This is a genomic window from Paenirhizobium cremeum, assembly GCF_022884085.1.
Taxonomy (GTDB): domain Bacteria; phylum Pseudomonadota; class Alphaproteobacteria; order Rhizobiales; family Rhizobiaceae; genus Allorhizobium; species Allorhizobium cremeum.
Map to the genome: position 1 here is coordinate 22,429 of NZ_JAGGCS010000018.1, position 26,477 is coordinate 48,905.

Annotated in this window: 30 protein-coding genes; 15 read left to right on the forward strand and 15 right to left on the reverse strand. The window is 59.6% G+C overall.

Going from position 1 to position 26,477, the window contains the following annotated elements; genetic code table 11:
* Positions 1-6: 6 nt before the first annotated feature.
* From J5N58_RS23300 to J5N58_RS23320, 5 genes are all read right to left on the reverse strand, one after another.
* Positions 7-1,125 (reverse strand): S1C family serine protease, encoded by a 1,119-nt coding sequence (locus J5N58_RS23300; RefSeq protein WP_112831504.1) that lies wholly within the window; start codon positions 1,123-1,125, stop codon positions 7-9.
* On the reverse strand, positions 1,122-1,613 hold the full coding sequence (locus J5N58_RS23305) for a phosphate-starvation-inducible PsiE family protein (RefSeq protein ID WP_112592684.1): 492 nt from the start codon (positions 1,611-1,613) through the stop codon (positions 1,122-1,124). Before J5N58_RS23305 ends, J5N58_RS23300 begins: the two co-directional genes overlap by 4 nt.
* A gap of 115 nt (positions 1,614-1,728) precedes the next feature.
* Positions 1,729-2,220 carry an Hsp20/alpha crystallin family protein gene (locus J5N58_RS23310; protein ID WP_112831506.1) on the reverse strand — a complete coding sequence of 164 codons (492 nt, stop codon included), beginning with the start codon at positions 2,218-2,220 and terminating at the stop codon, positions 1,729-1,731.
* Positions 2,221-2,240: 20 nt separating this feature from the next.
* Entirely contained in the window at positions 2,241-2,639 is a 399-nt protein-coding gene (locus tag J5N58_RS23315; protein ID WP_112831507.1) for an Hsp20/alpha crystallin family protein, read from the reverse strand.
* Positions 2,640-2,653: 14 nt separating this feature from the next.
* Positions 2,654-3,079 (reverse strand): Hsp20/alpha crystallin family protein, encoded by a 426-nt coding sequence (locus tag J5N58_RS23320; RefSeq protein ID WP_112831508.1) that lies wholly within the window; start codon positions 3,077-3,079, stop codon positions 2,654-2,656.
* 202 nt (positions 3,080-3,281) lie between these two features.
* On the opposite strand from J5N58_RS23320, the gene J5N58_RS23325 reads away from it, so the two are divergent.
* The 11 genes from J5N58_RS23325 (at position 3,282) to J5N58_RS23375 (ending at position 14,849) form a co-directional block, all read left to right on the forward strand.
* Positions 3,282-3,713 (forward strand): MarR family winged helix-turn-helix transcriptional regulator, encoded by a 432-nt coding sequence (locus J5N58_RS23325; RefSeq protein WP_013651409.1) that lies wholly within the window; start codon positions 3,282-3,284, stop codon positions 3,711-3,713.
* 14 nt (positions 3,714-3,727) lie between these two features.
* Positions 3,728-5,560 carry an ATP-dependent zinc metalloprotease FtsH gene (ftsH, locus tag J5N58_RS23330; RefSeq protein ID WP_112831509.1) on the forward strand — a complete coding sequence of 611 codons (1,833 nt, stop codon included), beginning with the start codon at positions 3,728-3,730 and terminating at the stop codon, positions 5,558-5,560.
* 63 nt (positions 5,561-5,623) lie between these two features.
* Positions 5,624-8,530, forward strand: coding sequence for an ATP-dependent Clp protease ATP-binding subunit (locus J5N58_RS23335; protein WP_244713330.1), 2,907 nt, complete (start codon positions 5,624-5,626; stop codon positions 8,528-8,530).
* A gap of 24 nt (positions 8,531-8,554) precedes the next feature.
* Positions 8,555-9,736, forward strand: a complete 1,182-nt coding sequence (locus J5N58_RS23340) for an RNA polymerase sigma factor (RefSeq protein WP_244713333.1) — start codon at positions 8,555-8,557, stop codon at positions 9,734-9,736.
* Positions 9,737-9,795: 59 nt separating this feature from the next.
* On the forward strand, positions 9,796-10,335 hold the full coding sequence (locus J5N58_RS23345) for an NADH dehydrogenase ubiquinone Fe-S protein 4 (RefSeq protein ID WP_244713339.1): 540 nt from the start codon (positions 9,796-9,798) through the stop codon (positions 10,333-10,335).
* 72 nt (positions 10,336-10,407) lie between these two features.
* Positions 10,408-11,073, forward strand: a complete 666-nt coding sequence (locus J5N58_RS23350; protein ID WP_244713341.1) for a hypothetical protein — start codon at positions 10,408-10,410, stop codon at positions 11,071-11,073.
* A gap of 182 nt (positions 11,074-11,255) precedes the next feature.
* Entirely contained in the window at positions 11,256-11,525 is a 270-nt protein-coding gene (locus J5N58_RS23355) for a hypothetical protein (RefSeq protein ID WP_244713350.1), read from the forward strand.
* A 64-nt stretch (positions 11,526-11,589) separates the two neighbouring features.
* Positions 11,590-12,342: a rhomboid family intramembrane serine protease gene (locus J5N58_RS23360; protein WP_112831512.1), complete on the forward strand. Its 753-nt coding sequence runs from the start codon at positions 11,590-11,592 to the stop codon at positions 12,340-12,342.
* Entirely contained in the window at positions 12,333-13,175 is an 843-nt protein-coding gene (locus tag J5N58_RS23365; RefSeq protein ID WP_112831513.1) for an SDH family Clp fold serine proteinase, read from the forward strand. Before J5N58_RS23360 ends, J5N58_RS23365 begins: the two co-directional genes overlap by 10 nt.
* A gap of 57 nt (positions 13,176-13,232) precedes the next feature.
* Complete coding sequence (gene trxC / locus J5N58_RS23370; RefSeq protein WP_112592672.1) at positions 13,233-13,655, forward strand: thioredoxin TrxC; 423 nt, start codon at positions 13,233-13,235, stop codon at positions 13,653-13,655.
* A 48-nt stretch (positions 13,656-13,703) separates the two neighbouring features.
* A complete protein-coding gene (locus J5N58_RS23375; RefSeq protein ID WP_112831514.1) occupies positions 13,704-14,849 on the forward strand; it encodes a cation:proton antiporter domain-containing protein in 1,146 nt (381 codons plus the stop codon).
* Positions 14,850-15,306: 457 nt separating this feature from the next.
* Here the strand turns inward: J5N58_RS23375 and J5N58_RS23380 are convergent, their stop codons facing one another.
* The 8 genes from J5N58_RS23380 to otsB all read right to left on the reverse strand — a co-directional run bounded on the left by J5N58_RS23380 (position 15,307) and on the right by otsB (position 20,887).
* Positions 15,307-15,606 (reverse strand): DUF982 domain-containing protein, encoded by a 300-nt coding sequence (locus tag J5N58_RS23380; RefSeq protein WP_112831515.1) that lies wholly within the window; start codon positions 15,604-15,606, stop codon positions 15,307-15,309.
* A 293-nt stretch (positions 15,607-15,899) separates the two neighbouring features.
* Positions 15,900-16,265 carry an SPW repeat protein gene (locus J5N58_RS23385; RefSeq protein ID WP_112592667.1) on the reverse strand — a complete coding sequence of 122 codons (366 nt, stop codon included), beginning with the start codon at positions 16,263-16,265 and terminating at the stop codon, positions 15,900-15,902.
* A 32-nt stretch (positions 16,266-16,297) separates the two neighbouring features.
* The gene (gene rpoZ / locus J5N58_RS23390) at positions 16,298-16,621 is read right to left on the reverse strand and encodes a DNA-directed RNA polymerase subunit omega (protein ID WP_112592666.1); all 324 of its coding nucleotides are present in this window, start codon (positions 16,619-16,621) and stop codon (positions 16,298-16,300) included.
* An 8-nt stretch (positions 16,622-16,629) separates the two neighbouring features.
* Positions 16,630-17,382, reverse strand: a complete 753-nt coding sequence (locus J5N58_RS23395; RefSeq protein ID WP_112592664.1) for an NADH dehydrogenase ubiquinone Fe-S protein 4 — start codon at positions 17,380-17,382, stop codon at positions 16,630-16,632.
* A gap of 73 nt (positions 17,383-17,455) precedes the next feature.
* Positions 17,456-17,965, reverse strand: a complete 510-nt coding sequence (locus J5N58_RS23400; protein WP_112831516.1) for an Hsp20/alpha crystallin family protein — start codon at positions 17,963-17,965, stop codon at positions 17,456-17,458.
* 96 nt (positions 17,966-18,061) lie between these two features.
* Positions 18,062-18,538, reverse strand: a complete 477-nt coding sequence (locus J5N58_RS23405; RefSeq protein ID WP_112592661.1) for an Hsp20 family protein — start codon at positions 18,536-18,538, stop codon at positions 18,062-18,064.
* Between the two features lie 226 nt (positions 18,539-18,764).
* Positions 18,765-20,141 carry an alpha,alpha-trehalose-phosphate synthase (UDP-forming) gene (gene otsA / locus J5N58_RS23410; RefSeq protein WP_112831517.1) on the reverse strand — a complete coding sequence of 459 codons (1,377 nt, stop codon included), beginning with the start codon at positions 20,139-20,141 and terminating at the stop codon, positions 18,765-18,767.
* Positions 20,138-20,887, reverse strand: coding sequence for a trehalose-phosphatase (gene otsB / locus J5N58_RS23415; RefSeq protein WP_244713352.1), 750 nt, complete (start codon positions 20,885-20,887; stop codon positions 20,138-20,140). Before otsB ends, otsA begins: the two co-directional genes overlap by 4 nt.
* Positions 20,888-21,355: 468 nt before the next feature.
* Here otsB and J5N58_RS23420 point away from each other — a divergent pair, with 468 nt between their 5' ends.
* The 3 genes from J5N58_RS23420 (at position 21,356) to J5N58_RS23430 (ending at position 25,116) form a co-directional block, all read left to right on the forward strand.
* Positions 21,356-22,462, forward strand: coding sequence for a glycosyltransferase family 4 protein (locus tag J5N58_RS23420; RefSeq protein ID WP_112831528.1), 1,107 nt, complete (start codon positions 21,356-21,358; stop codon positions 22,460-22,462).
* A gap of 45 nt (positions 22,463-22,507) precedes the next feature.
* Positions 22,508-24,703, forward strand: a complete 2,196-nt coding sequence (locus tag J5N58_RS23425) for an amylo-alpha-1,6-glucosidase (RefSeq protein ID WP_244713355.1) — start codon at positions 22,508-22,510, stop codon at positions 24,701-24,703.
* A 191-nt stretch (positions 24,704-24,894) separates the two neighbouring features.
* Entirely contained in the window at positions 24,895-25,116 is a 222-nt protein-coding gene (locus J5N58_RS23430) for a hypothetical protein (RefSeq protein WP_112831519.1), read from the forward strand.
* 65 nt (positions 25,117-25,181) lie between these two features.
* On the opposite strand, the gene J5N58_RS23435 is transcribed toward J5N58_RS23430, so the two are convergent.
* Together J5N58_RS23435 and J5N58_RS23440 are read right to left on the reverse strand one after the other, a co-directional pair.
* Positions 25,182-25,430, reverse strand: coding sequence for an usg protein (locus J5N58_RS23435; RefSeq protein WP_112831529.1), 249 nt, complete (start codon positions 25,428-25,430; stop codon positions 25,182-25,184).
* A gap of 45 nt (positions 25,431-25,475) precedes the next feature.
* A complete protein-coding gene (locus J5N58_RS23440; RefSeq protein WP_112592653.1) occupies positions 25,476-25,829 on the reverse strand; it encodes a hypothetical protein in 354 nt (117 codons plus the stop codon).
* A gap of 332 nt (positions 25,830-26,161) precedes the next feature.
* On the opposite strand from J5N58_RS23440, the gene J5N58_RS23445 reads away from it, so the two are divergent.
* The gene (locus J5N58_RS23445; protein ID WP_112592750.1) at positions 26,162-26,476 is read left to right on the forward strand and encodes a co-chaperone GroES; all 315 of its coding nucleotides are present in this window, start codon (positions 26,162-26,164) and stop codon (positions 26,474-26,476) included.
* Position 26,477: the final 1 nt, after the last annotated feature.

A 26,477-nucleotide genomic window follows, 5' to 3' on the forward strand; every position in this document is an offset into this window, starting at 1 on the left:
CGGCTCCTATCGTGTTCCGCCGAGTGTGATCTTGAGGCTCTTGCGCTGATCGCCGCGCCGGATGTGCAATTCAGCCTGATCCCCGGGGCGATGCGCTTCGAGCGCCATGATCAGGTCAGCCGCGTCATCAACTCTAGTCGCTCCAAGGCCGATTATCCGGTCGCCGACTACAATGAGCCCATCGCCGCCAATGCGGGCGGGCACCAGTCCCGCACGGGCAGCGGGGCCGTCAGGATCGACTCCGAGGACCGGGACGCCGGAGGTGCCATCCTGCGCGAGCATCGCGTCGACCCTGGGATCGAATAAGATGCCGAGTCGTGGTGGTGCATAGCTGCCGCGAGCGATGAGCTGTGGCACCACCCGGTTGACCGTATCGACGGGAACCGCAAAGCCGATTCCCGCACTGCCGCCGGATGGACTGAAAATCGCCGTGTTGACGCCGATCAGACGCCCCGCGCTGTCGATCAGAGGGCCACCGGAATTTCCGGGGTTGATTGCTGCGTCCGTCTGGATCAGGCCACGTATCGGGAGACTGCCTTCTCCCGGCAATTCGCGGCCCAGAGCCGAGACAATTCCGGTCGTCATCGTCCAGTCCAGGCCAAACGGATTGCCGATGGCGAACACGCTCTGACCGACACGCAACTCGTTGCTGGTGCCGATGGGGATTGGCGGTGGCCGGTCAGAACCTACGCCGATATGCAGGACTGCCAGATCGTGCTCGGGGGCGCGCCCCACCAGGCGCGCGGAGAAGGCACGGCCATCAGCCAGCCTGACGACTGCCCGGCTCGCACCGGCGATAACATGATTGTTCGTCACCACATGACCGAGTTCGTCCCAGACGAATCCTGAACCGTTCCCGCGCGGAACGTCATAGGCATTCCGGGTCCAGGGATCGACTACACGTTCGGCCGTCGTGATGAAGACGACACTGTCTCGAGCGGCGTTGAATACCGTGATGGTGCTTTGTTCAAACGCCGCCAAGTCGCCGCGCGGAGCCACGGCGCGCGGTTCGGCAAACCGACCGAGCACAACGCCCTGAATGATAGGAAAGCTTTGCCACACAATAATGATAAGGAGCGCGGCAGAGGTTGCTGAAACAAGTCGAATGAAAAAGGTTCGGTTCATTGACCGCCATCCGCATTTTTAGTGCCGGGCTCTTCGCGCCGGTCCTGATCGCGCACCAGCCAATGGACAGTCCCGAGCGCAAGCGCCGCACCCGCGAGTGCAGCAATCTTGGCCGGCTCCGTCTCACCGAGATCGAGAATGATGAACTTGCGCGCAATGGCGAGGAGCGCGATCAGCACGATCGTGCGGACCTGAAGGATGCCGAAGCTGCGCTCAGTTGCAACAAGAAGGGAGCGCTTGAACTCGAGCGCGATCACTACGGTGAAGATCATGCCGAAGACCGCCTGGAAGGCAGCGTAATCGAGAGTGTCAAATGCCCCCAGAACTAAGCGGTTCACGACTTCGCGCATCAGTACCCAAACCGACGCCACGACGATTACCGCAATGATTACGCTGAGGACGAAGATGACAACGTGCTCGAACTTCTCGTAAAGCGTCATCGCCGACCATTGTTCACGGGTTAGCCCGGATCGTTGCAAGTCTTTCATGATTGCCCCTCGAAGGCCGCCCCGGAGAGACAAGCTCCCCGGGGCTTCGCCAGACGGTGCTATATCGCACAGAGCGGAGGGGACGCCGCAAACCGGCGACACCCAATGCGGCTAATCAGCCGTTCTTGACCTCGATGCGCTTGACCTTCGCCTGCGCCTCGGGAGTCTGGGGCAGCTTGATCGTCAGAACCCCGTTCCTGAAGGATGCTTGCGCCTTTTCGCCATCCACACCGGGAGGGAGCGGAATTGTCCGGTAGATTGCGCCGTAGCTGCGCTCGGAGAGATAGTATCCCTTCTTCTCCTCTTGGCGCTCGATCTTCTTCTCCCCCTTCACAGTCAACATGTCATCGTTGACCGTCACCTCGATGTCTTTCATCTCCATGCCCGGCAGCTCGATCGACACTTCGATCGCCTTGTCGGTCTCGACCACGTCGGATTTCGCTTCGCCGCTGCCAAAGGGCCATTCGAAATGACCGACCCGGTTCCAGAAGTTCTCGAACACATGGTTCATTTCGCGCTGGAGTGTCGCGATCGGGTTATCTTCGCTGCTCTTAGAATCTGGCGCGCCGTCCTTGCGCGCCCAGGGAATGAGGTCTTTGATCTGCATGATATGGTCTCCTTCGGTTTTCAGACGCCCTTGACGGCGATCCTTTTCGGCTGCGCTTCAGGGGCTCGGGGGAGCGTCAGGGTCAGGACACCTCCACGCATCTCGGCTTCGATCCTGTCGGGGTCGAAGTCCTCGGAAAGCGTGAAGGCACGCTCGAAATCGCCCTCGCCATATTCGGCATAGGCAAGTTCGAGGTTTTCCGGCCGCACCGGGTCAACCTTGCCGCGGATCGTCAACGCACGATTTTCGAGCGTGATTTCGACCGCATCGGCGGCGACCCCAGGCATTTCAAGCATCATGGAGACACCCTGATCGGTCTCGACGATATCGGTCAGCGGACGGTAGATGCGGCCGCCGGCGGCGGTTTCAGGCACGTCGGTCGGCGTCTTTTCGGCGGCTTGCGTGATGTCGGTGCTCATCGTTCCAGCTCCTCTCAGGCTGCCTTGATCTCGATTTTCTTCGGCCTTTCTTCCTCGGGCCGGGAGATGACGATCCGCAATACGCCGTTCGTCATCCTCGCCTCGACCTTGTCATCCGAAGCCGCGAATGGCAGGCGGATCGCGCGTGAAAACCTGCCGTAACCGCGTTCGTTGCGGTACCAGCGCGCACCGTCGGGAACCTCGGGCGCCTTGCGTTCGCCCGAAAGCGTCAGGACGTTGTCCTTGACCGAAATTTCAATGTCGCCCGGTTCGATGCCGGGAAGTTCAGCGGCGATGGCAACGGCCTCAGGGCCTTGCCAGACATTCACCGCCGGGAACGCCGCGCAGGACGGCGGCCAGAAACCGCGGTCGAGATCGCGCATCATGGAGCGCATCAGCGCAAAGGGATCGCTGCGGCGCAGATATGTCGGGTAGAGCATTGCCGGCCTCCTGTTGCTGATCGATGCCCCCGAACCGTCGGCATGGAGGGGCCGGGCAACGGTGCCGGCCGGATGTGGGTTCGGAGACCGCCCATCAAGATAGGCGGCTCCATTTATTATGCAAGCATGTATGATGCGTGCATTGCACTTTGGATGGAGTGCGGTCTATCCTGTGTCTCATGCAACCGGAGGAAGGATACCCATGATCTCTTCGGACATCGCGCTGATCGGGACGACGATCCACCGGGTCGCGCAGCTCATCCAGCAGCGGATCGACCAAGACATCCGCGACAGCGGCCTGACCCGCCTGTCCTGGATGGCGGCGGCGCATGTCGAGGATGCGCCCGGGCTGACCATCGGCGATCTGGCCGACCGACTTGAGGTCGGCCCGGCCACTGCGGGCCAGCTCGTCGATCGCATGGTCCGGGGCGGCTGGGTCGAGCGGTCGCCCTCGCTCGACGACAGGCGGTCGCAGATCGTCACCGCAACGTCGAAGGCCCGGGCGATGCTGGAGGAACTCGCGCCGCGGCAATCGGCGCTCGAACATGAAATCTTGCAGGATCTGTCGGCAGACGAAAGGCGCATCCTGCTGGCGCTGCTCGAGCGGATCAGGGCGCGGCTCGGGCGCCAGTGAAAGGGACAAGCGGCATGGAAAGGAAGACCGAATACAACATCTGGTACTGGGTGGTGGCTTTCATAGCCGTGCTTTTCATCCAGAACCTGATCGCCGGCTGGCAATCCGTCGCGCCGATCAGCTACAGCCAGTTCGAGAAGTATCTCGCTGACGGGAAAATTTCCTCTGTCGCGGTCGGGTCAGACACTATCACAGGCACCTTCGCCGAACCGGTCGACGGCAAGAAGCAGTTCGTGACGACCGTAGTGAATCCCGCAATCCTGGAACGGATAGACCGGTCAGGTATCGAGATCACTGGCGTTCCGCAAAACACTTTTCTCGGCACGCTGATTTCCTGGGTGGCGCCAGCGCTTATCTTCTTCGGAATCTGGATGCTGCTGTTCCGCAAGTTCGCCGACAAGCAGGGCTTCGGCGGGTTCATGCAGGTCGGCCGCAGCAAGGCCAAGGTTTACATGGAAAAAGAAACCGGCGTCAGCTTCGCCGACGTGGCCGGTGTGGACGAGGCCAAGGCCGAGCTCGAGGAGGTCGTGGAGTTCCTCAAGAACCCGGCCGAATACGGAAAGCTGGGCGCACATATCCCCAAAGGCATATTGCTCGTTGGGCCGCCGGGCACCGGCAAGACGCTGCTGGCGCGCGCGGTGGCGGGTGAGGCCGGCGTGACCTTCTTTTCGATCTCGGGATCAGAGTTCGTCGAGATGTTCGTGGGCGTCGGTGCCGCGCGGGTGCGCGACCTCTTCGAGCAGGCTCGGAAATCCGCGCCGGCGATTATCTTCATCGACGAACTCGACGCTCTCGGGCGGGCGCGCTCCTCCGGCCAGATCGCTGGCGGCCACGATGAGCGTGAGCAGACGCTGAACCAGCTTCTGACCGAGCTCGACGGCTTCGACCCTTCGGTGGGCATCGTTCTGCTTGCGGCCACGAACCGTCCGGAGATTCTCGATCCGGCGCTGCTCAGGGCCGGACGCTTCGACCGTCAGGTGCTGGTGGACCGGCCCGACAAGAAGGGACGTGTGCAGATTCTTGGCGTTCACATGAAAAAGGTGAAGCTCGCCCCGGACGTCGATGCCGAGAAGGTCGCAGCGCTCACGCCCGGCTTCTCGGGCGCCGATCTTGCCAATCTCGTCAACGAGGCAGCATTGCTCGCCACGCGCCGCAAGGCTGATGCGGTGACGATGGACGACTTCAACAATGCCGTGGAGCGCATCATCGCCGGGTTGGAGAAGAAGAACCGCGTTCTGAACCCGCGCGAGCGCGAGATCGTGGCGCACCACGAGATGGGGCACGCGCTTATGGCGATGGCGCTGCCGGGGGTGGACCCGGTGCACAAGGTCTCGATCATCCCGCGCGGAATTGGCGCGCTCGGCTACACCATCCAGCGCCCGACCGAGGACCGCTTCCTGATGACGCGGGAGGAGCTGGAGAACAAGATCGCAGTCCTGCTTGGCGGGCGCGCGGCCGAGAAGATCATCTACAATCATGTCTCGACCGGGGCGGCCGACGATCTGGTCAAGGCCACCGATATCGCCCGCGCCATGGTCGCGCGGTACGGGATGGACGAAGACCTCGGGCATGTCAGCTACGACACCGATCGGCCCGGCTTTCTCGGCACCGGCGACCAGTCGTCGTGGCTGAACCGCCGCTACAGCGACGCCACTGCCGAGCGGATGGACCAGAAGGTTCGCGACATCGTGGATGGCGTGTTCAAGCGCACCCTCACCCTTCTTGAAACCAATCGGGATCTTCTTGAGCAATCGGCGCAGGATCTCCTGCAACGAGAGACACTGGACGAGCTCGATCTGGTGGCAATTGGGTCCAAGGTGAAAAGAACGGAAGCCGTCGCTGCGTAACACTGTCACTGGCGCAGATGATCGGCGGACAACCCTGACTGGATAAAGAAACGGAGAAGACGAATGGCAAACGGAGCTTGCGATATTTGCGGTCGCCCGGCGACGGCGCGCGTGCGCGCCTCGGTGAACGGCAGAATTCAGAACATGGAGCTTTGTGACCAGCATTACCACGAGATGGTGCGCCGGTCGGGCCGCAGCGCCTCGCCGCTGGAATCCCTGTTCGGACAGCATTCGCTTTTTGACGAGTTCTTCGGCGGCAGCGGTTTCGGCAGCCTCTTTGGTGACAGCCCGCTGCGGGGTGGCACGCTCGGCTCCATGGGTAACGGCGATGACGATATCGTCGACGCCACTTTCGGCGAGGGTGCCCCGCGGCGTTCGGCGCGGCGCGGCGGCGGACGCACGATCGCCGACCGGCTGAGCGAGCAGGGTAACAAGCTGTTGCAGGACGCCGCACAGAAGGCCGGGGAATTCGGACGCAGTGAGGTCGATACCGAACACCTGCTTCTGGCACTGACCTCGTCCGACGTCGTCAAGACGATCCTGGAACAGTTTAAGGTCGATGTGGACGATCTGCGTCGCCAGATCGAGAAGGAAGCGAAGCGTGGAGAGGCCAAAGCATCGGGCGAAATCGGCGTCAGTCCGCGTCTGAAAGACGCGCTGAACCGCGCCTTCATCACCTCGAACGAACTCGGCCATTCCTATGTCGGCCCCGAGCATCTGCTGGTCGGCCTCGCCGAGGAGGGTGAGGGCCTGGCCGCGTCTATCCTGCGCAAGTACGGCCTCACGCCGCAGGCGCTGCGCCAGCAGGTGACGAAGGTCGTGGGCAAGGGGGCCGAGGAAGGCCGTGTGGAGGCGCCGTCCAGCACGCCCGATCTCGACCAGTTCAGCCGCGACCTGACCAAGCTCGCCCGCGAGGGCAAGCTCGACCCCGTCATCGGCCGCGCCCGCGAGATCGAGACGACGATCGAAGTGCTCGCCCGCCGGAAAAAGAACAATCCGGTGCTGATCGGCGAGCCCGGCGTGGGCAAGACCGCCATCGTCGAGGGGCTCGCACAACGGATCGTCGCGGGCGAGGTGCCCGAGGCCCTGCGCGACAAGCGGCTCGTGGAGCTCAACATCAACTCGATGGTCGCCGGCTCAAAGTATCGCGGCGAGTTCGAGGAGCGGGTGCAGAAGATCCTCAAGGAGATCACCGAGGAAAAGGACAGCCTGATCCTGTTCATCGACGAGATCCACACCATCGTCGGCGCCGGCCAGGGCGGCGGCGAGGGTGGGCTGGACATCGCCAACACCTTCAAGCCGGCGCTGGCGCGGGGCGAGCTGAACCTGATCGGCGCGACGACGCTCAACGAATACCAGAAATACATCGAGAAAGACGCAGCACTCGAACGCCGCTTCCAGCCGGTTTATGTCGAGGAACCCACGGTCGCTCAGGTCATCATGATCCTGCGCGGCCTGCGCGACACGCTGGAGGCGCACCACAAGGTGACAATCACCGACGAGGCCATAGTCGCGGCGGCCGAGTTGTCGGACCGCTACATCACTGGCCGCTTCATGCCCGACAAGGCGATCGACCTGATCGACCAGGCCGCCGCACGGGTGAAGATCAGCGCCACAGCGCGCCCCGTGGACGTCCAGGAGCTGGAGGCCGAAGTTGCGCAGATCAAGCGAGAGCAAGATTACGCCGCCGCCCGCAAGCAGTTCGATCGCGCTGCCGAACTCAAGAAGGAGCTCGAGCAAAAGCAGAAGGAACTGGACGAGCTTCTGGAGATCTGGAAGCGCGACCAGGCTTCGGCGACCGCCGAGGTGCGCGCCGATCATGTCGCGCAGATCGTCTCCAAGATCACCGGTGTTCCGGTCACAGAGCTGACCACCGAGGAGAAGGACAAGCTCCTCAAGCTAGAGGAGAAGCTGCACGAGCGCGTCATAGGCCAGGAAGAGGCAATCCGCGCCGTGGCCGATGCGGTGCGCCTTGCGCGCGCAGGTCTGCGTGAGGGACGCGGCCCGACCGCGACGTTCCTCTTCCTCGGGCCGACCGGGGTTGGCAAGACGGAGCTGGCCAAGACGCTCGCCGAGGTGATCTTCGGCGATCAGGACGCGACGATCCGTATCGACATGTCGGAGTATGGCGAGCGCCACTCGGTTGCCCGGCTGGTTGGTGCGCCTCCGGGCTACGTTGGATACGACGAAGGCGGGCAACTGACGGAGAAGGTGCGCCGTCGGCCGTACTCGGTCGTACTGCTCGACGAGATCGAGAAGGCGCATCCGGATGTGTACAACATCCTGCTTCAGGTGTTCGACGATGGCCGCCTGACCGACGGCAAGGGCCGCGTTGTTGACTTCACCAACACCATTATCATCGCCACCTCGAACCTCGGTTCGGACATCATCCAGCGCAACCTCAAGAAACGCGGCACCAAGGAGTTCGACGAGGCCAAGCAGAAATCCGAACTGATGGAGGTGTTGCGCGGTCATTTCCGGCCAGAGTTCATCAACCGGATCGACGAGATGATCGTCTTCCACTCACTGAATCAGTCGGAGATCCGCCAGATCGTCGAGTTGCAGCTGAACCGGGTGAAGACGACCGCCCTGACCCAGGGCGTCGAACTCGAATTCGACGTGAGCGTCGTGGATCACTTCGGCGCGGTCGGCTTCCGTCCAGAATTCGGCGCCCGCGAGCTGCGCCGGCTGATCCGGTCGGAGCTGGAGACCGAGTTGGCCCGCGGAATGCTCTCCGGGCGGATCGAGGATGGTGACAAGGTCCGCGTCGCCTGGTCGGCGGACGAACAGAGGGTCGTGTTCAAAAAGATCGCAAAGGACACCGGTGACGACAGCCCGGACGATCAGGCCGAGGCCGGGATCAACGAGTCCAGCGAAGTTGCCGAAAACAAGTCAGACGCTCTGGCACCCGATATTCCGGTCGACGCTACGGATGCGGCGCAGTCCAAGGACGACAAGCCCACCGGGTGACGTCGTGAAGGACCGGCCGGCGCGATGACGGTCGCGCCGGCCCATTTCGTCGAAAGCGACAGCAGGTCACACGCCATGAAACTCATCAGAGCATTTCGCAATCTTGACCGGCACGGCGAGCAGCGCGCGCCGGAGGTCATCGAGGAAGAGGTGCGGCAACTCGAACCGCATCTTGCACGCTTCAGCGAAGATCTCGTCCGGCTTGAGGTCTTCGCCTCGCAGACGAAGGGCAAGGTGCGCATCCATGTCAGCCTGCGCCTGCAACTGCCCTCGGGCCTGATCGCGGTGCAGGAAGAGGGGTTCGAGATCGAGCCTGTCCTGCGCAAGGCCTTTGCCGACCTGCGCCACCGGCTCGATCGGCATGTGGCGCGCCTCAAGCACGAGTCTGAATACAAGCGTCCCACCCGCCGACCCCGGATCGGTGCCCAGCTGCCGTCCGTGCGGGATGCGGTGGAGGCGGAGCGGCGCCAGCTTTTCTTCGACCTGATCGAGGATCATCTCGATACGGTCTATGACACCGTCAGGCGCGAGTTGACCTATCTCGAATGCAGCGGATCTGTGCCGGCTGGTTACCTCAGCGTTCGGGATCTCGTCGATGCGACGATCCTCAAGGGGCTGGAGAGGTTCGAGCAGCGGCCCACCGAGTTTTCCATAGGCGACTGGCTGCTGAAACTGACTTTCGAGACCATCGAGGCCGAGGCGGCCGCCGCGCGCCGCGCGTTGCCCGAAGATGCCGCATCGATCGACGCCGCACCCGAGGCGTCGGCCGGGGAGCCTACCGAGTCGGATGAGGAAATCTTCGAGTTTTATCAGCCCGACGACGTGCTGCGGCTCGAGGAGCTCATCGCCGACGACGGTGGGGACGACCCTGAAACGGCTGTCGCGAAACGCCAGGACGCGCTGATCTTTCACCGGGCGATCGCCGGTCTTCCGGCGCTATGGCGCAGAGTCCTGTTTCTTGTCGATCTGAACGACACTCCGCTTGAAAAGGCATCTTCGGTTCTCGGCATTGCTGAAGACGACGTGACCCGGATCGTCCAGTCGGCGCGCAATTATCTTCGCGACAAACTGCGTGACTCAGGTCAGTCTTCCGATACCGCACATGCGCTTTTTGAGAGCGCTCATCAGAGAGGGTCGCGAATACTCCTGCCCCTGCGGGATCGCGCCCGGCTGGAACACACTTTTCTGGGGGATAACCGAGGGTAAGCACCATGATGCGCGGCCATAATCGTCCACCCTTTGCGCCGAAGATACCCGGGACCAACATGAGATCATGGGACGTTCCGACCGCGATCATCTACCGGCCGGCTCGTTCCGCGATGACATCGGCGCCGCAGCCCAACTACTGGATACTGGAATTCGAGCCGTCGCGCCCGCCCCAAATCGAGCCGCTGATGGGATATACCTCTAGCGACGATCCCTATCGTCCGATCCGGCTGAAATTCCCCGACCGCGAAAGCGCCGTGGAATTCGCGGAGCGGCAGGACTGGCGCTACCTCGTGCGTGAGGATACGGCTCACCGGCGTGCGCCTGACCACTGGCGCGGCGAGGAACGGCATCGGCTCTACAAGGGGGCCGATGCGCCGGAAGCCTTCCGCATACCGTCCCGCGTGGATCACGGTCGCTCGGATCACCGCCTCCGGCGCGCGGTCGAGCAGAAAGGCACGGTGGACCTGTCGTCGCAAGAACAGGCCGAATTCGATCCGGTGCTTGAAGCCGATCTCGAATCCTTCCCGGCCTCCGATCCCCCGGCCTGGACGGGCGTGACGATAGGCGGAAAGCGGTCCGGCAACAGCAATGCTTGATATCGCGGTTCTGTCAGCATGCCTTGCTGTCGCAGCCTTCCTCTTTCACCCCAAGGTTCGAACGCTACGTGGTTGGCGGGCAACGGTAACCCCGCTCGCGTCTATCATAGGCAGCGGGTTCTTGGTTGTGGACCGATCCTGGACGCTTCCTTTGGTTATGCGGCCCCGGTTGCGATGATGGCACTGTGCGGATTGGCTTTTCTGTTTGGTGGTGCCATCCGCGCGAATATTGCGCGAATTTCATTGACCGCCGATAATCGCAGTCGACCGGAGCTTTTCATTGAAAGAGTATCAAGTTGGATATTGATATTCGCCTACGTGATTTCGGTAGCGTATTATCTGAATCTCTTTGGCGCCTTTGCCGTAAGCCTGACCGATGACGGCGGAAGCAGATTCGAGGCACGGCTCGTTACGACCGCGGTCTTCTTTTTTATTGCAGTCACAGGGCTTATACGCGGCTTTGATGCATTGGAAGGTCTTGAAAAGGCATCAGTCTCTCTGAAACTTGCCATCATAGCCGGGATGATGGTCGGTCTTGTTCATTTTCTTGCTGATAAAGTGATCGCGGACGAGGTTGTAATTAATTCTCCCCAGACTGGCGGGTGGACTGCTGTCGCTCTAGTCTTTGGCCTTCTTGTCACGGTGCAAGGTTTTGAGACGTCAAGATATCTTGGCCTTGAATATACGGCTGAAACGCGAATAAAGAGCATGAATATGCCCAATTTATCGCCTCTATAATTTACGTCGCGTATATTGGTTTTCTGGCCTTCTCGTTTCCGGCGAATACAATCACGCTTTCAGAAACTGCAATAATTGACATCTTTCGGGTCATTCCTCCGATATTACCCGCACTGTTGATTGGCGCTGCGCTACTGTCGCAATTCAGCGCTGCCGTCGCCGATGTCGTCGGAGCCGGTGGGTTGCTTGTCGAAGTGACCGATGGGCGAGTGCGGCCTCAGATCGGTTACTTTCTATTGGGGATCGTCGGGCTGGCATTGACGTGGAGTTCGAGCGTTTTCGAGATTATCGGCATCGCATCGCGCGCATTTGCTCTCTACTATGCTACTCAATCAGCCATTGCCGCTATCGGACACCTGCAGGCCGGCCGCCGCCTTCAAGCTGGAGGTTTTACCTTGCTCGCAGGATTGGGGCTACTGATTGCCGCAACTGGAACCGCTGTGGAGACGTGAATGCCCGAAAGCAGATCCATCGAACACGCACCTCTCATACGCTCATCAGCAAGTAGGAGCTGAATTGTTTCCCTATCTTGACAGTGTCGCGCGCCGCTACCCGCCCGTCATCGTATGGGTGCTCATCTCTGCGAACGTCCTCACGTTTCTCTATCAGACGAGCCTGCCGCCGCGCGTAGTGGACCGGTTCGTGTTCGAGTTCGCGCTGGTGCCCTCGCGCTTCTTCGGACAGCCAAGCCTCATCGCCCCGTCCGACGACTGGACCCCATTTCTGACCAATATCTTCCTGCACGGGGGCTGGCTTCACCTCATCTTGAACATGTGGACGCTCTGGATTTTCGGCCCTGCGGTCGAGGACCGGCTTGGGCCGGGCCGGTTCACGCTGTTCTATCTGTTCTGCGGTATCGCGGCCAGCCTGGCGCATGCCTTGGCCAACCCCGATTCCGTCATTCCCGCGCTCGGCGCATCCGGTGCGATCGCGGGCGTGATCGGCGCTTATGCGCGCATGTTTCCGGCGGCGAAGCTGGTGGTGATGGTGCCGGTTCTCTTCCTGCCGCTGTTCTTCGAGGTCCCGGCCTTTGGCTTCGCGATGATCTGGCTCGGCCTGCAGGTGATCCCCGGCATTCTGTCGCTGGGCGATCAGGCCACGGGCGGCATCGCCTGGTGGGCGCATATCGGCGGGTTCGTCGCCGGCTGGCTCGTCACGCCATTCCTGCGTAGGCGCGCGGACGTCTATCGCAATTACTACCGCGACGAAGGCATCTACGGCTTTTTGCCCGACGGCCGACGGCAAGGAGGACAAGGTCCATGGACATAACGCAGCTTTTCTGGCTCTTCTTCATCTTCTCTGCGCTGCAACCGGTGCTTCAGCGCAGATATCTGGAGGCGATGCGCACCCGCAAGATCGCCCAGATCGAGAAGAAACGCGCCAGCCGCGTCATCTCGCTGATCCACCGGCAGGAGACCATGAACCTGCTGGGTTTTCCCCTGATGCGCTACATCGACGTCAACGATTCCGAGGAAGTCCTGCGTGCGATCCAGATGACCGACGACGAGGTGCCGCTCGATATCGTGCTGCACACGCCGGGTGGGCTGGTGCTGGCGGCAACCCAGATCGCTCGGGCCATTCAGGGCCACAAGGGCAAGGTCACCGTGTTCGTGCCGCATTACGCGATGTCGGGCGGCACCTTGATCGCGCTTGCCGCCGACGAGATCGTGATGTGCGAGCATTCCGTGCTGGGCCCCGTTGATCCGCAGCTCGGCCAGATGCCCGCCGCCTCGCTGATCAAGGTCGTCGAGGAAAAACCCATCGCCGAGATCGACGACCAGACGCTGATCATGGCCGATGTCGGCCGCAAGGCCATCGCGCAGATCGAGGCCTTCGCGAAGCGGCTTCTCTCGGACAAGATGGATGAGGCCCAGGCGGCGGATGTGGCGGCGAAACTGGCGACCGGCACCTGGACCCACGATTATCCGATCTCCGCCGATGAGGCACGCGAGCTGGGCCTGCCCGTCGGAACGGACATGCCCAAGGAAGTCCTGCAACTGATGACGCTTTACCCGCAGCCTGTGCGGCGGCAGGGCGGCGGCGTCGAATATCTGCCCGTGCCGCGAGAACGCGAGGCGCGCCGCGGCCTGTCTGGCCACTGACGTCGAGAGAACCATCCACCGCCCGGAAGACCGGGCCCGTTCAGAAAAGGAAACCAAATGACGACCGTTATCTGCCCGAACTGCAATTCCACCAACCGGGTGCCGCAAGAGCGCCTGGGCGACAATCCCAATTGCGGACGCTGCGGCGCCCCCCTCTTTCAGGGCCATCCGGTTACGCTAACGGCGGCGAATTTCGACCGCCACGCGAATGCCGACTTGCCGTTGCTCGTGGATTTCTGGGCCGAGTGGTGCGGGCCATGCAAGATGATGGCGCCCCAATTCGAAGCGGCGGCGCGCTCGCTCGAACCCCGTGTCCGCCTGGGCAAGCTCGATACGGAAGCCGAACAGGAGATCGCCGGCCGCTACGGGATCCGCGGCATTCCCACCATGATCCTCTTCAAAGGCGGCAAGGAAATCGCGCGCCAGAGCGGCGCGATGTCTGCCGCCCAGATCGCGCAATGGGCGCGCTCTCACGTCTAGAAATTGCGGGTAATGGCCTTTCCTGCGCCATGCCATCAGGAGAAGAACATGCATGGCGTGACCGGATTTATCGAAAGTGCGGCCTTGTTGGTCTGTGCCGCGTTCGTGCTCGTGACGATATGCTCACGGATCGGCGTGCCCAGCATCGTCGGTTACATTCTTGCCGGTATAGTCATTGGACCGGCCGGTCTCGGCCTGATTGCGGAGAGCGGCGCCCTGACCAGCATTGGCGAGATTGGCGTGATACTCCTGCTGTTCGCGCTTGGCCTGGAATTCTCGTTCGAGAAGCTCGTAACGCTCAAGAAGCATGTCCTCGGTCTTGGAGCCGTGCAGGTTGCAGTCACGACGATAACGGTGTCGTTGGTAGCGAGCCTGATCTTCGATCTCGCGCCCCTCCCCGCAATCCTCATCGGCGGGGCCGTTGCCATGTCGTCCACGGCCATGTGCCTCAAGGTGCTCGCAAGCGTGAACGCTCTAGGATCGGCGCAAGGGCGCCTCGCCATTGCAGTGCTTCTGTTTCAGGACCTGGCAGCTGTCGCGTTTCTGCTTCTGCATGATGCCATGAGTGGTACCGCCGGAGGGAATGGCGTGATAACGGTCGTCGCCGGTGCAACGGCATTGGTTGCAGCTCTGTTCACTGCCCGTGGCCCGTTGCAGATACTTGCCCGTTGGGTAGCGTCGCGTGGCGATCCGGAACTTGCCCAACTCCTCGCGCTCACCATTGCACTAGGCTCTGCGATTGTCGCGGCCACCGCCGGCCTTTCTCCGGCACTCGCTGCATTTGCGGCCGGCATGATTATCGGCGAGGGCGACGCGCGCCATGCTGTCGAGAACGAGATTAGGCCCTTCCGCGATTTGTTTGTCGGGATTTTCTTTATCGGTATCGGAACGCAATTGCCACTTTGGATCATTCCTTCTGCATGGCTTGTCGTGCTGATCTGGCTTGTCATTCTTCTTGTGGGCAAGACGCTGATTGTTATGGTCGTCGCCCGACTATTCGGCGAGTCGCTTCAGACCTCATGGCGCACTGGGATCATCCTGGCCCACGGAGGAGAATTCAGCCTGATGCTGCTGTCGGTTTCTTCGGCATCGGGCATTGTCGCCAACGAGTTCGCCGGCCCCCTCCTTCTTGCGATTGGAATGAGCATGCTGGCTGGAGGCCTTATAGTTAGATGGACGGGAAACAAAGTTTAGCCGGATAATCTCGCACCTGAATATGAGTAAAGTGAAGAAATGCGATTCGGGCCCCGAGCCTAACGCCCAATTCGAATGCCGGGCCTTTGAAGAAAATCCCAGTGCAGGCCTGCAGCGCTCGGCACCGAAATTAGCGTTGGAAACTCGTGCAATGAACACTCGTGTCGCGTAGCTTGAAATGATTTTGGCGACCGAGCGGCATGGCGAAGAATCACGTGCGAAGTTGTCGCGAAGTGAAGTAGATCGCCAAGAGGAATTTCATTCCGTCCGCCAATGGAGACTTGCTCCGAGCGTGGGCTCTCGGAGTTTTTCAACAGTATCGGCGCTAAAAATCGTCGGTATCCTCCCCAACGACGACACCATCGTTACATTGATCGATACCGTCTTGCTGGAGTAGAAGCACAAATCGGCCATTCAGCAGTCTCGCTACATGACACTTGATAAAGGCTCACCCGCTTCACTCTACATGTTGAGTTTCACCGTATCCTGTTCGTGAAGCGCCGGCAATATCGGCGTCAGGCGCCAGCAAGTCATTCCTCCTTGCGAACGCGACAAAAAGGCCGCGCGCGGTCTCAGCGTCCACTTCGCCCCGCAGTGCGGCACGGCATGCATTCAGGGCGACAGAATGGCCCTTATCTCTGGATTGGGCAGGCCATTCCAGCAGATATCTGTGAGCGTCGATTACCGAGCCAATTTCCGTGGGGTAGCCGAGCCCCACAAAGATTCGTACCGGTTTTTCGAAGCAGTCTGTTTTCATTTCGGTCTCCCTTTTAATTCAAGCTTGCGGTACGCAAGCGCACCATCTGACCTCCAACCATTTCAATAGATTTCGCGTCATCTTCAGCATGCCGAAATCCGTTTTCGGGTAAGCCCTTCTAATATATTGAACCTTGTCAACGTGACTATGAGCAGTTGAGCGTTCAGGATCGTCGGAAATGTCAGAGCAATGTAAAACATCAGTCAGTCCGTTGATTTGGGACATTCTCATCTGCTGTGACGCATCAAGGCATAGGGAGAACGGGTCCGGCGGTCCGGACCCGTTCAGTAGACTCACGCCGTCGACCACGGACGATGATGGCCGAACCAGATACTGCCGGCGGCCACGATCACGACGACAATCCCGGCGATCAGATGTGCGCCCGTGGCGGCAGTCACGGCTGAGAAGCCGAGTGCCCAGGGGGCAACCAGCGCCCAAATGCCAAGTACGAGGTTGAGCCACTCTTCCACCTCATGGAAAGCGTAGAGTGCAGAGCCGGCGACAAGGGCGACGGCCGCGCCGACCACCCATGCGCTCCAGGCGGCATAGGTCTCTGCGGTGAAGCCGAGCAGCCACGGCGAAATCAGAAGGCCAAGACCGGCAACGATATTGACGATATCGAAAGCCGTCCGGTAATTCGAACTCAGGGACTTTAGCATCGTTCATTTCTCCTCATCGGTTGGTTGCATCATCAATGGACCGCCTCGGTCGGCGAGGCGGCGGGTGCGGCGGCCGCCTTCGAACGGCCATCGCCGCAAAGCTCGGATATCGTGGATAGGGCCGGCAGAAGACGCGCTTCGGCCCGTTGGGGGAGCAGGAACGGCGCCAGTTCGTCCTCCGTGAACGCTCCTGCTGCAATTTCCTGCAATGCAAGATTGCTCACATTCGGATCTCGCAAAGCAAGTCTCGGTTCGGCCCCACGGTTGAGCGCACGCGTGCGCGCTGCCGCAGCCAGCACCAGCACGAACCGGTTCGGAAGAGCCTTCTCGCAATCAAAGATGACATGCCGGTCCATGGCTCACCTCATGCGGCATGCCGATCGTTCATTGTATGAACTGGCCCGTTTTCAACGCCTCGCTCAAGCGCGAGCATCGCCTGCTCGACCTCGTAAAGGCGCGATGGCCGGTCGTTTTCCGGCATGCCTTCATTGGTCGCCTGATCTGCCAGATATTCCGTCCAGGCCCAGTTCATCAGGATCGAACGCTTCGCCTCGAGCGACAACGCCGGATCGCGAACGACGTCCATCGGGGCGAACCAGCTGGCCGGACCGGACGCATCGTCGCGGTCTGCCGCGCCATCCATGGCCTGCCCGTACTTTTCCTGAAGTCGAGCAAGACCCAGCCGCTCCAAGGTTGCATCAGCAAAGGCATGAGCGGGCCTAGCCGATTGGCGACCATTCCTCCTCTTGGCCGATGCAACAGCCTTGTCTGCCGGCCGTTGCACGACGTAGGTCAGCCCTTGTCGCTTGGCATAGCGGATGGCGGATTGCAGTGTGGGGAATTCGAGTTCCACCTGCGCAAGTGGGTCACTGCCGCCGGTATAGCCCATCAAGGGTTCGATAAACGGCGCGGAGCGACGCTCGAAAACGAGCCGCCAGCCCTTTGTTCGCGCATTCCCTGAGGTGGTCACAGAACGCGACGGCTTGAAGATGCGCGCAACCGCGTCGTCCGGAAATGGCGAGCGTCCGAAGGAAAAGTTGCGCCGGTTGTCATTTAAGGCGCGGACAGCGGCAGTTGGGGTCTCTATTTTTGGTTTTGTGTCTCTTGCAGTCTCCATTCTGCATCCCTCCCGGTTGGCGAAGGATACTGGCGGCCGCCATTGGGCCGGCCGCCAGGGTTGGTTGAACCGATCAGCTCTTGATGGCGATGCGCTTGACCTGCGACTGCGCCTTCTCGGTCTTGGGCAGGGTCACGGTCAGCACACCATTCTTGAAATGCGCGTCGACCTTGTCTTCCGCGATCTCAACGCCGAGCGGGATGCGGCGCTCGAAGCGGCCATAGTATCGCTCGGAGAACTGACGATCCTTGTCCTCGTTCTCGGAACGCTTCTCGCCCTTCAGCGTCAGCACACCGTCGTTGAGCAGGACTTCTATATCCTTTTCTTCAAGGCCGGGCACTTCGGCCGTCACCTTGATCTCCTTGTCGGTGTCGGAGATCTCGACGCTCGGCCAGCCGACACTGAAGGCAGAACCACTGCCGAAGGTGGGCAGGCTGGAGCCGAACCCCCGGAAAACATCGTCGAACAGTCGGTTCACTTCGCGATGAAGCGACAGGAAGGGATCACGGTCGTTATCGCGCAGGACAGTCGGAACCTGGTTGCCATTGTTACGGCCCCAGGGAATCAGATCACGAACACTCATGGTTTTTCTCCTTCTCATCTGTTGATTGGACAAAATCTGCCAGTGACGCCGGGCCATGGCCCGGCGCCCTGCTTGCAGACAGCTTCGTTTGGAAAATCAGGCGGCCTGCTTGTCCGCTTCGATCTGCTTCGTATCGACCATCGGCAGAGCCGTGTCGGTCGAAATCGCAATCTGGCGAGGCTTCATATCTTCGGGGATTTCCCGCTTGAGATCGACGGTCAGCAGGCCATTGACGAGCCCGGCCCCGACGACCTTGACATGATCGGCAAGCTCGAACCGGCGCTGGAACGAACGACCGGCGATCCCGCGATGCAGATACTGCAGATCGTCGTCATTCGCCTTTTGCCCGGCGACGAAGAGCATGTTCTGCGCCTGGGTAATCGTCAGCTCGTCCTGGGTGAAACCCGCCACTGCCATGGCAATGCGGTAGTCGTCCTCACCGGTCTTGATAATGTCGTAGGGCGGCCAGTTGTCGATCGATTCGACACGGCTTGCAGCTTCAAGTGCGTTCAACATTCGGTCGAAGCCGATGCTTGACCGAAAAAGGGGAGAAAAATCGAGGTTTGTCCTCATAACCATATCCTCCTTACAAGCAACATGGATACAAGGAGACGCCAAGAGCACAGGGCGCCTCCTGGACGTGTCGATCCCCGATTGGGCGATCGAACAATAATCATTTAATTCAGTACGTTGCGGCTTCAAGAGGTTTTCAATAGCACCATGGAAAATTTTCTTGGCCCGTGGCGAGCTGATACCGTGTCCGACTATTCAATAGGCTCTCGAGAGAAGTCCACCCATGTCAATCGCGCATCAAGATGTCGAGAAAGCTCCGACACCAGTGAAAGATGTCGTTGGCTCGCAATTTTTCCATCATCGCCTGCCAGCGTTCCACGCGAGCGTCGTGTGGCATCGAGAGCGCAACTTCGATCGCCGAGGCCATGGAATCGAGATCATATGGATTGACCAACAGCGCGCTGTCGAGTTCACGAGCGGCGCCGGCAAAGCGCGAAAGGATCAAAACGCCCGGGTCTTCCGGTCTCTGCGCCGCAACATATTCCTTTGCGACCAGATTCATGCCGTCACGCAAGGGCGTCACCAACCCGACCTTCGCAATGCGATATAGCCCGGCCAGGGATCGGCGACCGAGAGACTGGTTTATATAGCGCACCGGTGACCAATCGACCGTGCCGAGTTCTCCGTTCACTCGGCCAGCCAATTCGGCGACCGCTTTTTGCATGGCCGCATATTCGGGCACGTTCGAACGTGATGTTGGCGTGACCTGCAACAGAGTTGTGCGCCCCATGCGCATGGTATTCATCTGCAGAAAACGATGAAATGCGTCGATACGCTGAGTAATTCCTTTGGAATAATCGAGCCGATCGACGCCGATCACGAGATCGCTGCCACCAAGGCTTGCCTTTGTGCGCGCAACCAGAGGGGCGTTCGTCGCGTCGCCTGCCACGCGCTCGAATTCCGCTGTATCAATGCTGATGGGAAAGGCACCGCAGCGGAACACTCTGCCATATGCGCGGCAAAGATCGTTGCCCAATAGCTCTCCAGCCCCCTCTCGACGCAGGCATTCGGCGAAATTGTCGAGATCGTATCGGGTATGAAAGCCTACCAGATCATAAGACGAGAGCCCCCGTAGAATCACGTCGTAGACGGGCATGGCAAACAGGATGTCCGCCGGAGGCCAGGGAATATGAAGAAAAAAGCCGATCCTGTTGGCGCAACCGCGTATGCGCAATTCTTCCGCCAGCGGAATTAGGTGATAGTCGTGAACCCAGATGATATCATCAGGTTCGATCAACGGCATTAGCAGGTCCGCGAAGAGCCGGTTAACCCGATAGTATCCGGACATCTCACTACGGGCGTATTCACTGAGGTCCAACCGACAATGAAAGGTCGGCCACAAAACCCGATTGGCAAAGCCATTGTAGTATTCGGCTATATCTTTCTTTGTCAGATCCGTGAGCGCATACTCAATGTTTCCGATCCGCTGGCTCGAAAGCGGGGGTCTATTAGTCTCCGCGCTCTGTTTGCCCGACCATCCCATCCAGAGACCATTATGTTTCTGCAGCGCTGAATGGAGCGCTATCGCAAGTCCACCCGGCGGAGGATTGCTGTTCTTGTCCGGTAGCGGGACCCGGTTTGAGACAACGATGAGCCGGCTCATCTCGAAGTTCCCTGACTGCCGAGCCTTGAGCAGGCAATAGAGCCCAGACGAGAACGCAAGTCGGCGGGAGATTGCAATGCGGTATCGGCCGACGTAATACCTGGTTCGCTGCCAACCCGGATTGCCGCGCCGCCCCCTTGTTTAGCTGCGACGAACATATCTTCGTCCGTAAGGTCATCACCAATTGCTATAGGCAGTCGGCCCGAAAACTCCGCGGTCTCCATGAAACTTTTGAGCGCATCGCCTTTATTTGCCTTTGCTGGCCGCAGTTCGATCAGCATCTTGCCACGTTGGACGTACCAGTCATCACCGGCCACGCGCCGAGCCTCTTCCATCAACGCTTCTACTGCGTGTTGCGCTGCGGGTGCCAGGCGATAGTGGAGCGCCACAGCGGCGCCCTTATCCTCGAAGATCACCTTTTCCGGCTCTGGCCGCCGCAACCTGAGCAGAGCTTTTGCCTTATTGAAGGGCTCTGATGACGCGGTCCCGTATCGGGTTCCATCCGCGAACCGCATTTCCGCGCCGTGAAGGCCGGCAACGGCAAAGCGTTGGGGGGCAAAAAACGCGTCAACCGTCGCGATACTACGTCCGGTCACCAGCGCAAGTGATCCACCCAGATATCGGGATAGCGCAGCCAGATCGCGGCCGAGATCGTCCGGCACAGCAACTGCCCCCGGCGTCGGTGCGATATCCAGAAGCGTACCGTCGATATCCAGAAACAGCGCGAAGCGCTCCGGCGAGGTCATGAGCCCCTCAAGTGGATCGGGCTGCTTTTTGCAAACAGCACCCGAAGGACCTGTCATGTGTGTCACGCACATCTTTCTCGTCCTCTTCTGTGGCGCGAAAGATGTAAGCGGCGTTTTGGCGCGTTCAATATCGCTCTGGCACTCCTCCTACCAGAGTGCCAAAAAATTAAACCGCCTCTCTTGAAGCGAGCCCACCGATTCCCAAATCTTTATCGGCTTCGCAAATTGCGAAGTGTTCATAACGTTGTTGTCATTGATCGGAAGGAGCGTTTGCGAACGTATCCGCCTGAGCCTTGTTGGCATGTTTTGAATGGCGGTGCGACAGGGCGGGCGCAACGGCCCGACTGGTAGCATGCAAAATTTCCCGAAGAAAATGGCTTGGGTGGCCTCAAAGGTGCCCGGATCGAAGATCGCAAAGAACGGTCTTTGATGTTCATGTCCGAACTTCGCTTCTTAAAGGAGGTTTTGATGAAAATCGCACAAATCGCACCCCTTGCCGAACGAGTTCCGCCAAAGCTCTATGGCGGAACGGAGCGCATCGTCTCCTATCTGACAGAAGAACTCGTTCGTCAGGGGCATGATGTCACGCTGTTTGCCAGCGGTGATTCCATTACATCCGCCAAGCTCGTGCGGTGTTCGAATTTGGCCCTAAGGCTTAACCCCGCCGTTCAAGACCCTATCCCCTATCACGTCATGATGCTGGAAGAAGTGCGCAAGCGCGCGGACGAGTTCGACGTCCTGCATTTTCATATCGATCTTCTGCATTTCCCGCTGATCAGCCCATTCGCTGGCAAGACAGTCACCACGCTGCACGGACGGCTGGACTTGCCTGATCTCAAACCTTTCTACGCTTCTTTTCCGAACGTGCCGCTGGTCTCGATTTCCAACGATCAGCGCCGGCCCATGCCCCCGGTCAACTGGGCAGGTACCGTGTATCATGGGCTGACCTCGGACGTCTTGCCGTTCACCCAAAAGCCTAAGGGCGACTACCTCGCTTTCCTGGGACGCATTTCACCAGAGAAACGCCCGGACCGGGCGATCGAGATCGCCGCGCGCACCGGCATGAAGCTGAAGATTGCCGCCAAAGTCGACAAGGCCGATGAGGCCTACTGGCAAAAGGAAATCGCGCCCATGATCGAAAAGCACAAGAATGTCGAATATATCGGCGAGATCAATGAGACGCAGAAAGCTGACTTCCTCGGAAATGCGCAAGCACTTCTGTTCCCGATAGACTGGCCCGAGCCTTTCGGTCTCGTCATGATCGAGGCCATGGCCTGCGGTACGCCGGTCATTGCGTTTGAATGCGGCTCGGTACCCGAAGTCATCGACGACAATGTATCCGGCTTTATCGTCAACGATATTGATGAAGCCGTGGATGCCGTCGGCAAACTCGATCAGCTCGACCGCAAAACTGTCCGCAACACGTTCGACAAGCGTTTCACTGCAAGGAGGATGGCCAATGACTATGTCGACATCTACCGTTCACTCGTCAACAAATACAACAACGTCGGACAAATGCCGCTTCATGCTGCCAATGGAAATGCTGCCACCTTTGCCATCGCCGACACAGCCTGACGCTCATCTGATAAAGGATTTTCAGCCGTGGATTCCGCGTTAACATTGACCGACGGAAAGGAGCCGGCCTACGCCGGCTCCGACACCAAGCCGACAAGCGGCGTTCCCGAGGCCGCGATCCGCTATGAACGCGGTTCGCGAACACTGAAACACGGCGACACATTCGCCGTGTTTGACAATAATGGTGATGCAGTTTCGTGGCCAGGCAACCCTGAGGGTGTGTTCCATCGGGATACGCGGCACCTGTCCTATCTCAGCCTGACCATCAACGGGCTCCATCCGTTGCTGCTTTCTTCGACATTGCGTGACGACAACGCTACGCTGAACTGCGATCTCACCAATCCTGACATTGTCATCGAGCCAGATGGCGACACGCTTCGCCACGACTTGCTACACATACGGCGGACACGGTTTCTTCTAAACGGAGTCTGCTACGAACGGCTTCTGCTGCGCAATTTCGATGACCGGGAACGCACGATCCGTCTCGATATTGCATTTGCGGCCGATTTCGCCGACCTGTTCGAAATACGGGGCACGCCCCGCGCGAAGCGCGGGCAATCGGCCCAGCCTGCGGTGGGGGCTGATCGCGTCCGCCTTTCCTATCTCGGTCTCGATGGGCGAACACGTGCAACGGTTCTGCGTTTCGGCCCCGAACCCTCGTCAATTGCGGGAGATCATGCCCGTTATCAGATTACCCTTGGGCCACGTGAAGCCCGCTCGCTCTTCATCGAGATTATCTGTGACGAGCGCAGTGAAGAGAAAACTCCACCCCGAAAGACATTTTTCTCCGCACTGCGTCGGGCGCGTCGAGCTCTGCGACGCTCGTCGGCTCGTGCAGCATCGGTGGTGACCTCCAACGAAATTTTCAATGAAGCCGCCCGCCGCAGCGTCGCGGACCTCTATATGCTCATGACCGACACGCCCGAAGGCCCGTACCCCTATGCCGGCATCCCCTGGTTCAGCACAGTCTTTGGTCGCGATGCGCTGATAACCGCCCTGGAGACACTTTGGCTCGACCCGGCAATCGCCCTTGGCGTCCTTAAGCATCTCGCCGCCAACCAGGCAGTGGACTTCAACCCTGAAGCCGACGCCGAACCAGGCAAGATCCTCCACGAGATGCGCTTCGGAGAGATGGCGGAACTCGGTGAAGTTCCCTTCCGTCGGTATTACGGCAGCATCGATTCGACCCCGCTTTTTGTCATGCTGGCGGGCGCCTATCTTCAAAGGACAGGTGACCTCGAAACGTTACGTGGCCTATGGCCTCATATACGCGCTGCGCTGAACTGGATTACCCGGTTTGGAGACCGGGATGGTGACGGCTTCGTTGAATATGGTGCCCGCACCGGGAAGGGCCTGGCCAATCAGGGTTGGAAGGACAGCCACGACTCCGTGTTCCACAAGGACGGCAGGCTTGCGACGGGACCAATCGCTCTGACGGAGGTGCAGGCCTATGTATATGGTGCCTGGCGGGCGGCCGCGATCATTGCCCGGCAGCTGGGTAAGGACGATGACGCCTTGAGTTTCGACCGAATGGCCGAGACATTGCGCATCTCCTTCGACAAAGCGTTCTTTGACGAAGAACTGCAAACCTATATCCTGGCCCTCGACGGCGAGAAAAATCCTTGCCGTGTCCGCTCGTCGAATGCCGGTCATGCGCTGTTCACGGGGATTGCTTTCCCGGAACGCGCCGAGAAGGTCGTCCGAACACTGATGGCGCAGTCATCTTTCTGTGGCTGGGGTGTGCGCACTATTGCCGCCTCCGAGGCACGCTACAATCCGATGAGCTATCACAACGGATCGGTCTGGCCGCATGACAATGCGCTGATCGCCGCCGGTTTGGTGCGGTACGGCTATCGGGCCGAGGCAGCACGCATCTTCGAAGCATTGTTTGCCGCATCGACCTACATCGATCTCAGACGGCTTCCCGAGCTTTACTGCGGCTTCGTTCGCCAACGCGGAAAAGGGCCTACGTTCTATCCCGTCTCCTGCATCCCGCAAGCTTGGGCCGCGGCGGCGCCGCTCTTCCTGCTGGCGACAGTGATCGGTCTCGGTTTCGATCCACGCGCCTGCCAATTGACGCTGAACCAGCCTGTACTGCCATCTTTCACTGATGAAGTTGTGCTTCGAAACCTGCGGCTCGGTTCGGCATCGGTGGATATCGCTTTGCGCGGCACCCAATCGAAGGTGGTCGTTGACGTTCTCGAACGAAAGGGAGAGATCAAGGTGTTGACGACCAACTGAGAGCTTTGGCAGAACCGCCTCGGCCTTGGGCTCGAAACGCTCACAGATTTGTGCTTGGAGGCTCGGACCGTAAACCAAGATCAACTTTTCATGCCTTCGCGGCGGAGTTCGGCTTTAGGTCGAAAAAAAGGTTCTCGCCCAAGAAGCCACGCTCTGCGCCATCCTTTCCACACGAACAGGAGGAAGTGTTGATGCCGATGACACGTGAAGAAGTTGAAGCCGTTCTGGGTCCGGTCGATGACGTGCTTGTCGCCGATCTTATTTCGACCGGTGCATCAGCCGAAGAGCTCAGGGAGGCGTGGGCATGGTTCAACAGCGATGAAGCGCTGATTGGAGCCGGTCGCCCTCTCCCCGGCTCACGAATCGGCGAATTGATCGACATGCTTGACGAAAGGGAAGATGACGGCGCCTGAGTGGCGACCGTTGGGTCTACCAGGCCAAGTCGCCGCGGCACGGGTCGCCGCGGCGATCTTCTTGTTCATTGGATCGAAATGACCCCGTCTACAGCTACCCAGTCCGACGGTTCAATCAGATGGTTGTGGGCAACTCGCACCGAATGGAGCGGCCCTTGTAGCGTTTCTGACCAGAAATCCAAGAAAGCGCGGAGTTCCGGAAAGTGCGGCGCCAGATCATAATCTTGCCAGACATAGAGTTGCAAAAGGCCGGGATGGTCTGGCATTCGATAATGGATCTCCGCCGTCGTCAAACCATAACCTTCCATCTGCATCAGGAATTCCCGGCTGACTTTCGAAATCACTTTCTTCCATCCTCTTTAGACATGCCTGTCTACGCCATGCTTTTTGTCGTCTCTCGCGTCCTGCAGTCGAGCCCCGCACGGTCGCGCCTGTGCGTCCAGCCGCTGCAGCGCCTCCATAATGACGTCAAATGGGATTGGCTCAGGTGAGCCGGGTCGCTGTCGGAGCGCCGGGTTTGACTCGATAGCACAGGCATCGGAAACCCACGCCGCCAGAATCGCTCGTTTCTCATCCCGATGCAGTATCCGGCTTTTTAACACCTCGTTGGGATGAGAAAAATACTGCGCCGGTGACAACAACCGATCAAGATCCGGGTCTGTTGCGGACTGCAGCGATGACGGAATGCCCGTCAATTGCTTTCGCCTTTCCATCGATATTCTCCATCCAACACAACATTCTCACAAATATCAGTGACGGATTTGCGGAGCACATACCCCGCCGGAAAAGTGATTTTGGTATTTTTTTGAGGTGATTCAAGACAGAACGACACTCGTTGGAACAGAAATATCCTCAGAATTTCAGGGCCGTAGCACCTCGTGCCTCAGAGTGCTGATTTTTTGACTCACCCTCTTGAAAAGATAAATTGGCGAACCCAGCTCATTTTCCGCGCTTCGCCGAAAGGGAGGCGCAAGCCCCGCTCCGGACCAACCGGTTCGGAGCGGAGGAACCTCTCTTTAATCTGTTTGTCCTGAAGGAGAACGAGATGACGTTCCGTCCACTACATGACCGCATTCTGGTCCGCCGTCTTGAGGCTGAAGAAAAGACCAGGGGCGGCATCATCATTCCTGACACCGCCAAGGAAAAGCCGCAGGAGGGCGAGGTCATCGCCGTCGGCCCCGGCGCCCGCAACGAAGCTGGCCAGATCCAGGCACTCGACGTCAGGCCCGGTGACCGCATCCTGTTCGGCAAATGGTCCGGCACCGAGATCAAGATCAACGGCGAAGACCTGCTGATCATGAAGGAAAGCGATGTCATGGGCATCATTGAAGCCCAGGCCGAGCAAAGACAGGCCGCCTGAG

Bases quoted from the DNA above. Each gene is read 5' to 3' on its own strand.
- J5N58_RS23300 (WP_112831504.1), bottom strand. From the start codon at position 1,125: ATGAACCGAACCTTTTTCATTCGACTTGTTTCAGCAACCTCTGCCGCG.
- J5N58_RS23305 (WP_112592684.1), bottom strand. From the start codon at position 1,613: ATGAAAGACTTGCAACGATCCGGGCTAACCCGTGAACAATGGTCGGCG.
- J5N58_RS23310 (WP_112831506.1), bottom strand. From the start codon at position 2,220: ATGCAGATCAAAGACCTCATTCCCTGGGCGCGCAAGGACGGCGCGCCA.
- J5N58_RS23315 (WP_112831507.1), bottom strand. From the start codon at position 2,639: ATGAGCACCGACATCACGCAAGCCGCCGAAAAGACGCCGACCGACGTG.
- J5N58_RS23320 (WP_112831508.1), bottom strand. From the start codon at position 3,079: ATGCTCTACCCGACATATCTGCGCCGCAGCGATCCCTTTGCGCTGATG.
- J5N58_RS23325 (WP_013651409.1), top strand. From the start codon at position 3,282: ATGATCTCTTCGGACATCGCGCTGATCGGGACGACGATCCACCGGGTC.
- ftsH (WP_112831509.1), top strand. From the start codon at position 3,728: ATGGAAAGGAAGACCGAATACAACATCTGGTACTGGGTGGTGGCTTTC.
- J5N58_RS23335 (WP_244713330.1), top strand. From the start codon at position 5,624: ATGGCAAACGGAGCTTGCGATATTTGCGGTCGCCCGGCGACGGCGCGC.
- J5N58_RS23340 (WP_244713333.1), top strand. From the start codon at position 8,555: ATGACGGTCGCGCCGGCCCATTTCGTCGAAAGCGACAGCAGGTCACAC.
- J5N58_RS23345 (WP_244713339.1), top strand. From the start codon at position 9,796: ATGAGATCATGGGACGTTCCGACCGCGATCATCTACCGGCCGGCTCGT.
- J5N58_RS23365 (WP_112831513.1), top strand. From the start codon at position 12,333: ATGGACATAACGCAGCTTTTCTGGCTCTTCTTCATCTTCTCTGCGCTG.
- trxC (WP_112592672.1), top strand. From the start codon at position 13,233: ATGACGACCGTTATCTGCCCGAACTGCAATTCCACCAACCGGGTGCCG.
- J5N58_RS23375 (WP_112831514.1), top strand. From the start codon at position 13,704: ATGCATGGCGTGACCGGATTTATCGAAAGTGCGGCCTTGTTGGTCTGT.
- J5N58_RS23380 (WP_112831515.1), bottom strand. From the start codon at position 15,606: ATGAAAACAGACTGCTTCGAAAAACCGGTACGAATCTTTGTGGGGCTC.
- J5N58_RS23385 (WP_112592667.1), bottom strand. From the start codon at position 16,265: ATGCTAAAGTCCCTGAGTTCGAATTACCGGACGGCTTTCGATATCGTC.
- rpoZ (WP_112592666.1), bottom strand. From the start codon at position 16,621: ATGGACCGGCATGTCATCTTTGATTGCGAGAAGGCTCTTCCGAACCGG.
- J5N58_RS23395 (WP_112592664.1), bottom strand. From the start codon at position 17,382: ATGGAGACTGCAAGAGACACAAAACCAAAAATAGAGACCCCAACTGCC.
- J5N58_RS23400 (WP_112831516.1), bottom strand. From the start codon at position 17,965: ATGAGTGTTCGTGATCTGATTCCCTGGGGCCGTAACAATGGCAACCAG.
- J5N58_RS23405 (WP_112592661.1), bottom strand. From the start codon at position 18,538: ATGAGGACAAACCTCGATTTTTCTCCCCTTTTTCGGTCAAGCATCGGC.
- otsA (WP_112831517.1), bottom strand. From the start codon at position 20,141: ATGAGCCGGCTCATCGTTGTCTCAAACCGGGTCCCGCTACCGGACAAG.
- otsB (WP_244713352.1), bottom strand. From the start codon at position 20,887: ATGACCTCGCCGGAGCGCTTCGCGCTGTTTCTGGATATCGACGGTACG.
- J5N58_RS23420 (WP_112831528.1), top strand. From the start codon at position 21,356: ATGAAAATCGCACAAATCGCACCCCTTGCCGAACGAGTTCCGCCAAAG.
- J5N58_RS23430 (WP_112831519.1), top strand. From the start codon at position 24,895: ATGCCGATGACACGTGAAGAAGTTGAAGCCGTTCTGGGTCCGGTCGAT.
- J5N58_RS23435 (WP_112831529.1), bottom strand. From the start codon at position 25,430: ATGCAGATGGAAGGTTATGGTTTGACGACGGCGGAGATCCATTATCGA.
- J5N58_RS23440 (WP_112592653.1), bottom strand. From the start codon at position 25,829: ATGGAAAGGCGAAAGCAATTGACGGGCATTCCGTCATCGCTGCAGTCC.
- J5N58_RS23445 (WP_112592750.1), top strand. From the start codon at position 26,162: ATGACGTTCCGTCCACTACATGACCGCATTCTGGTCCGCCGTCTTGAG.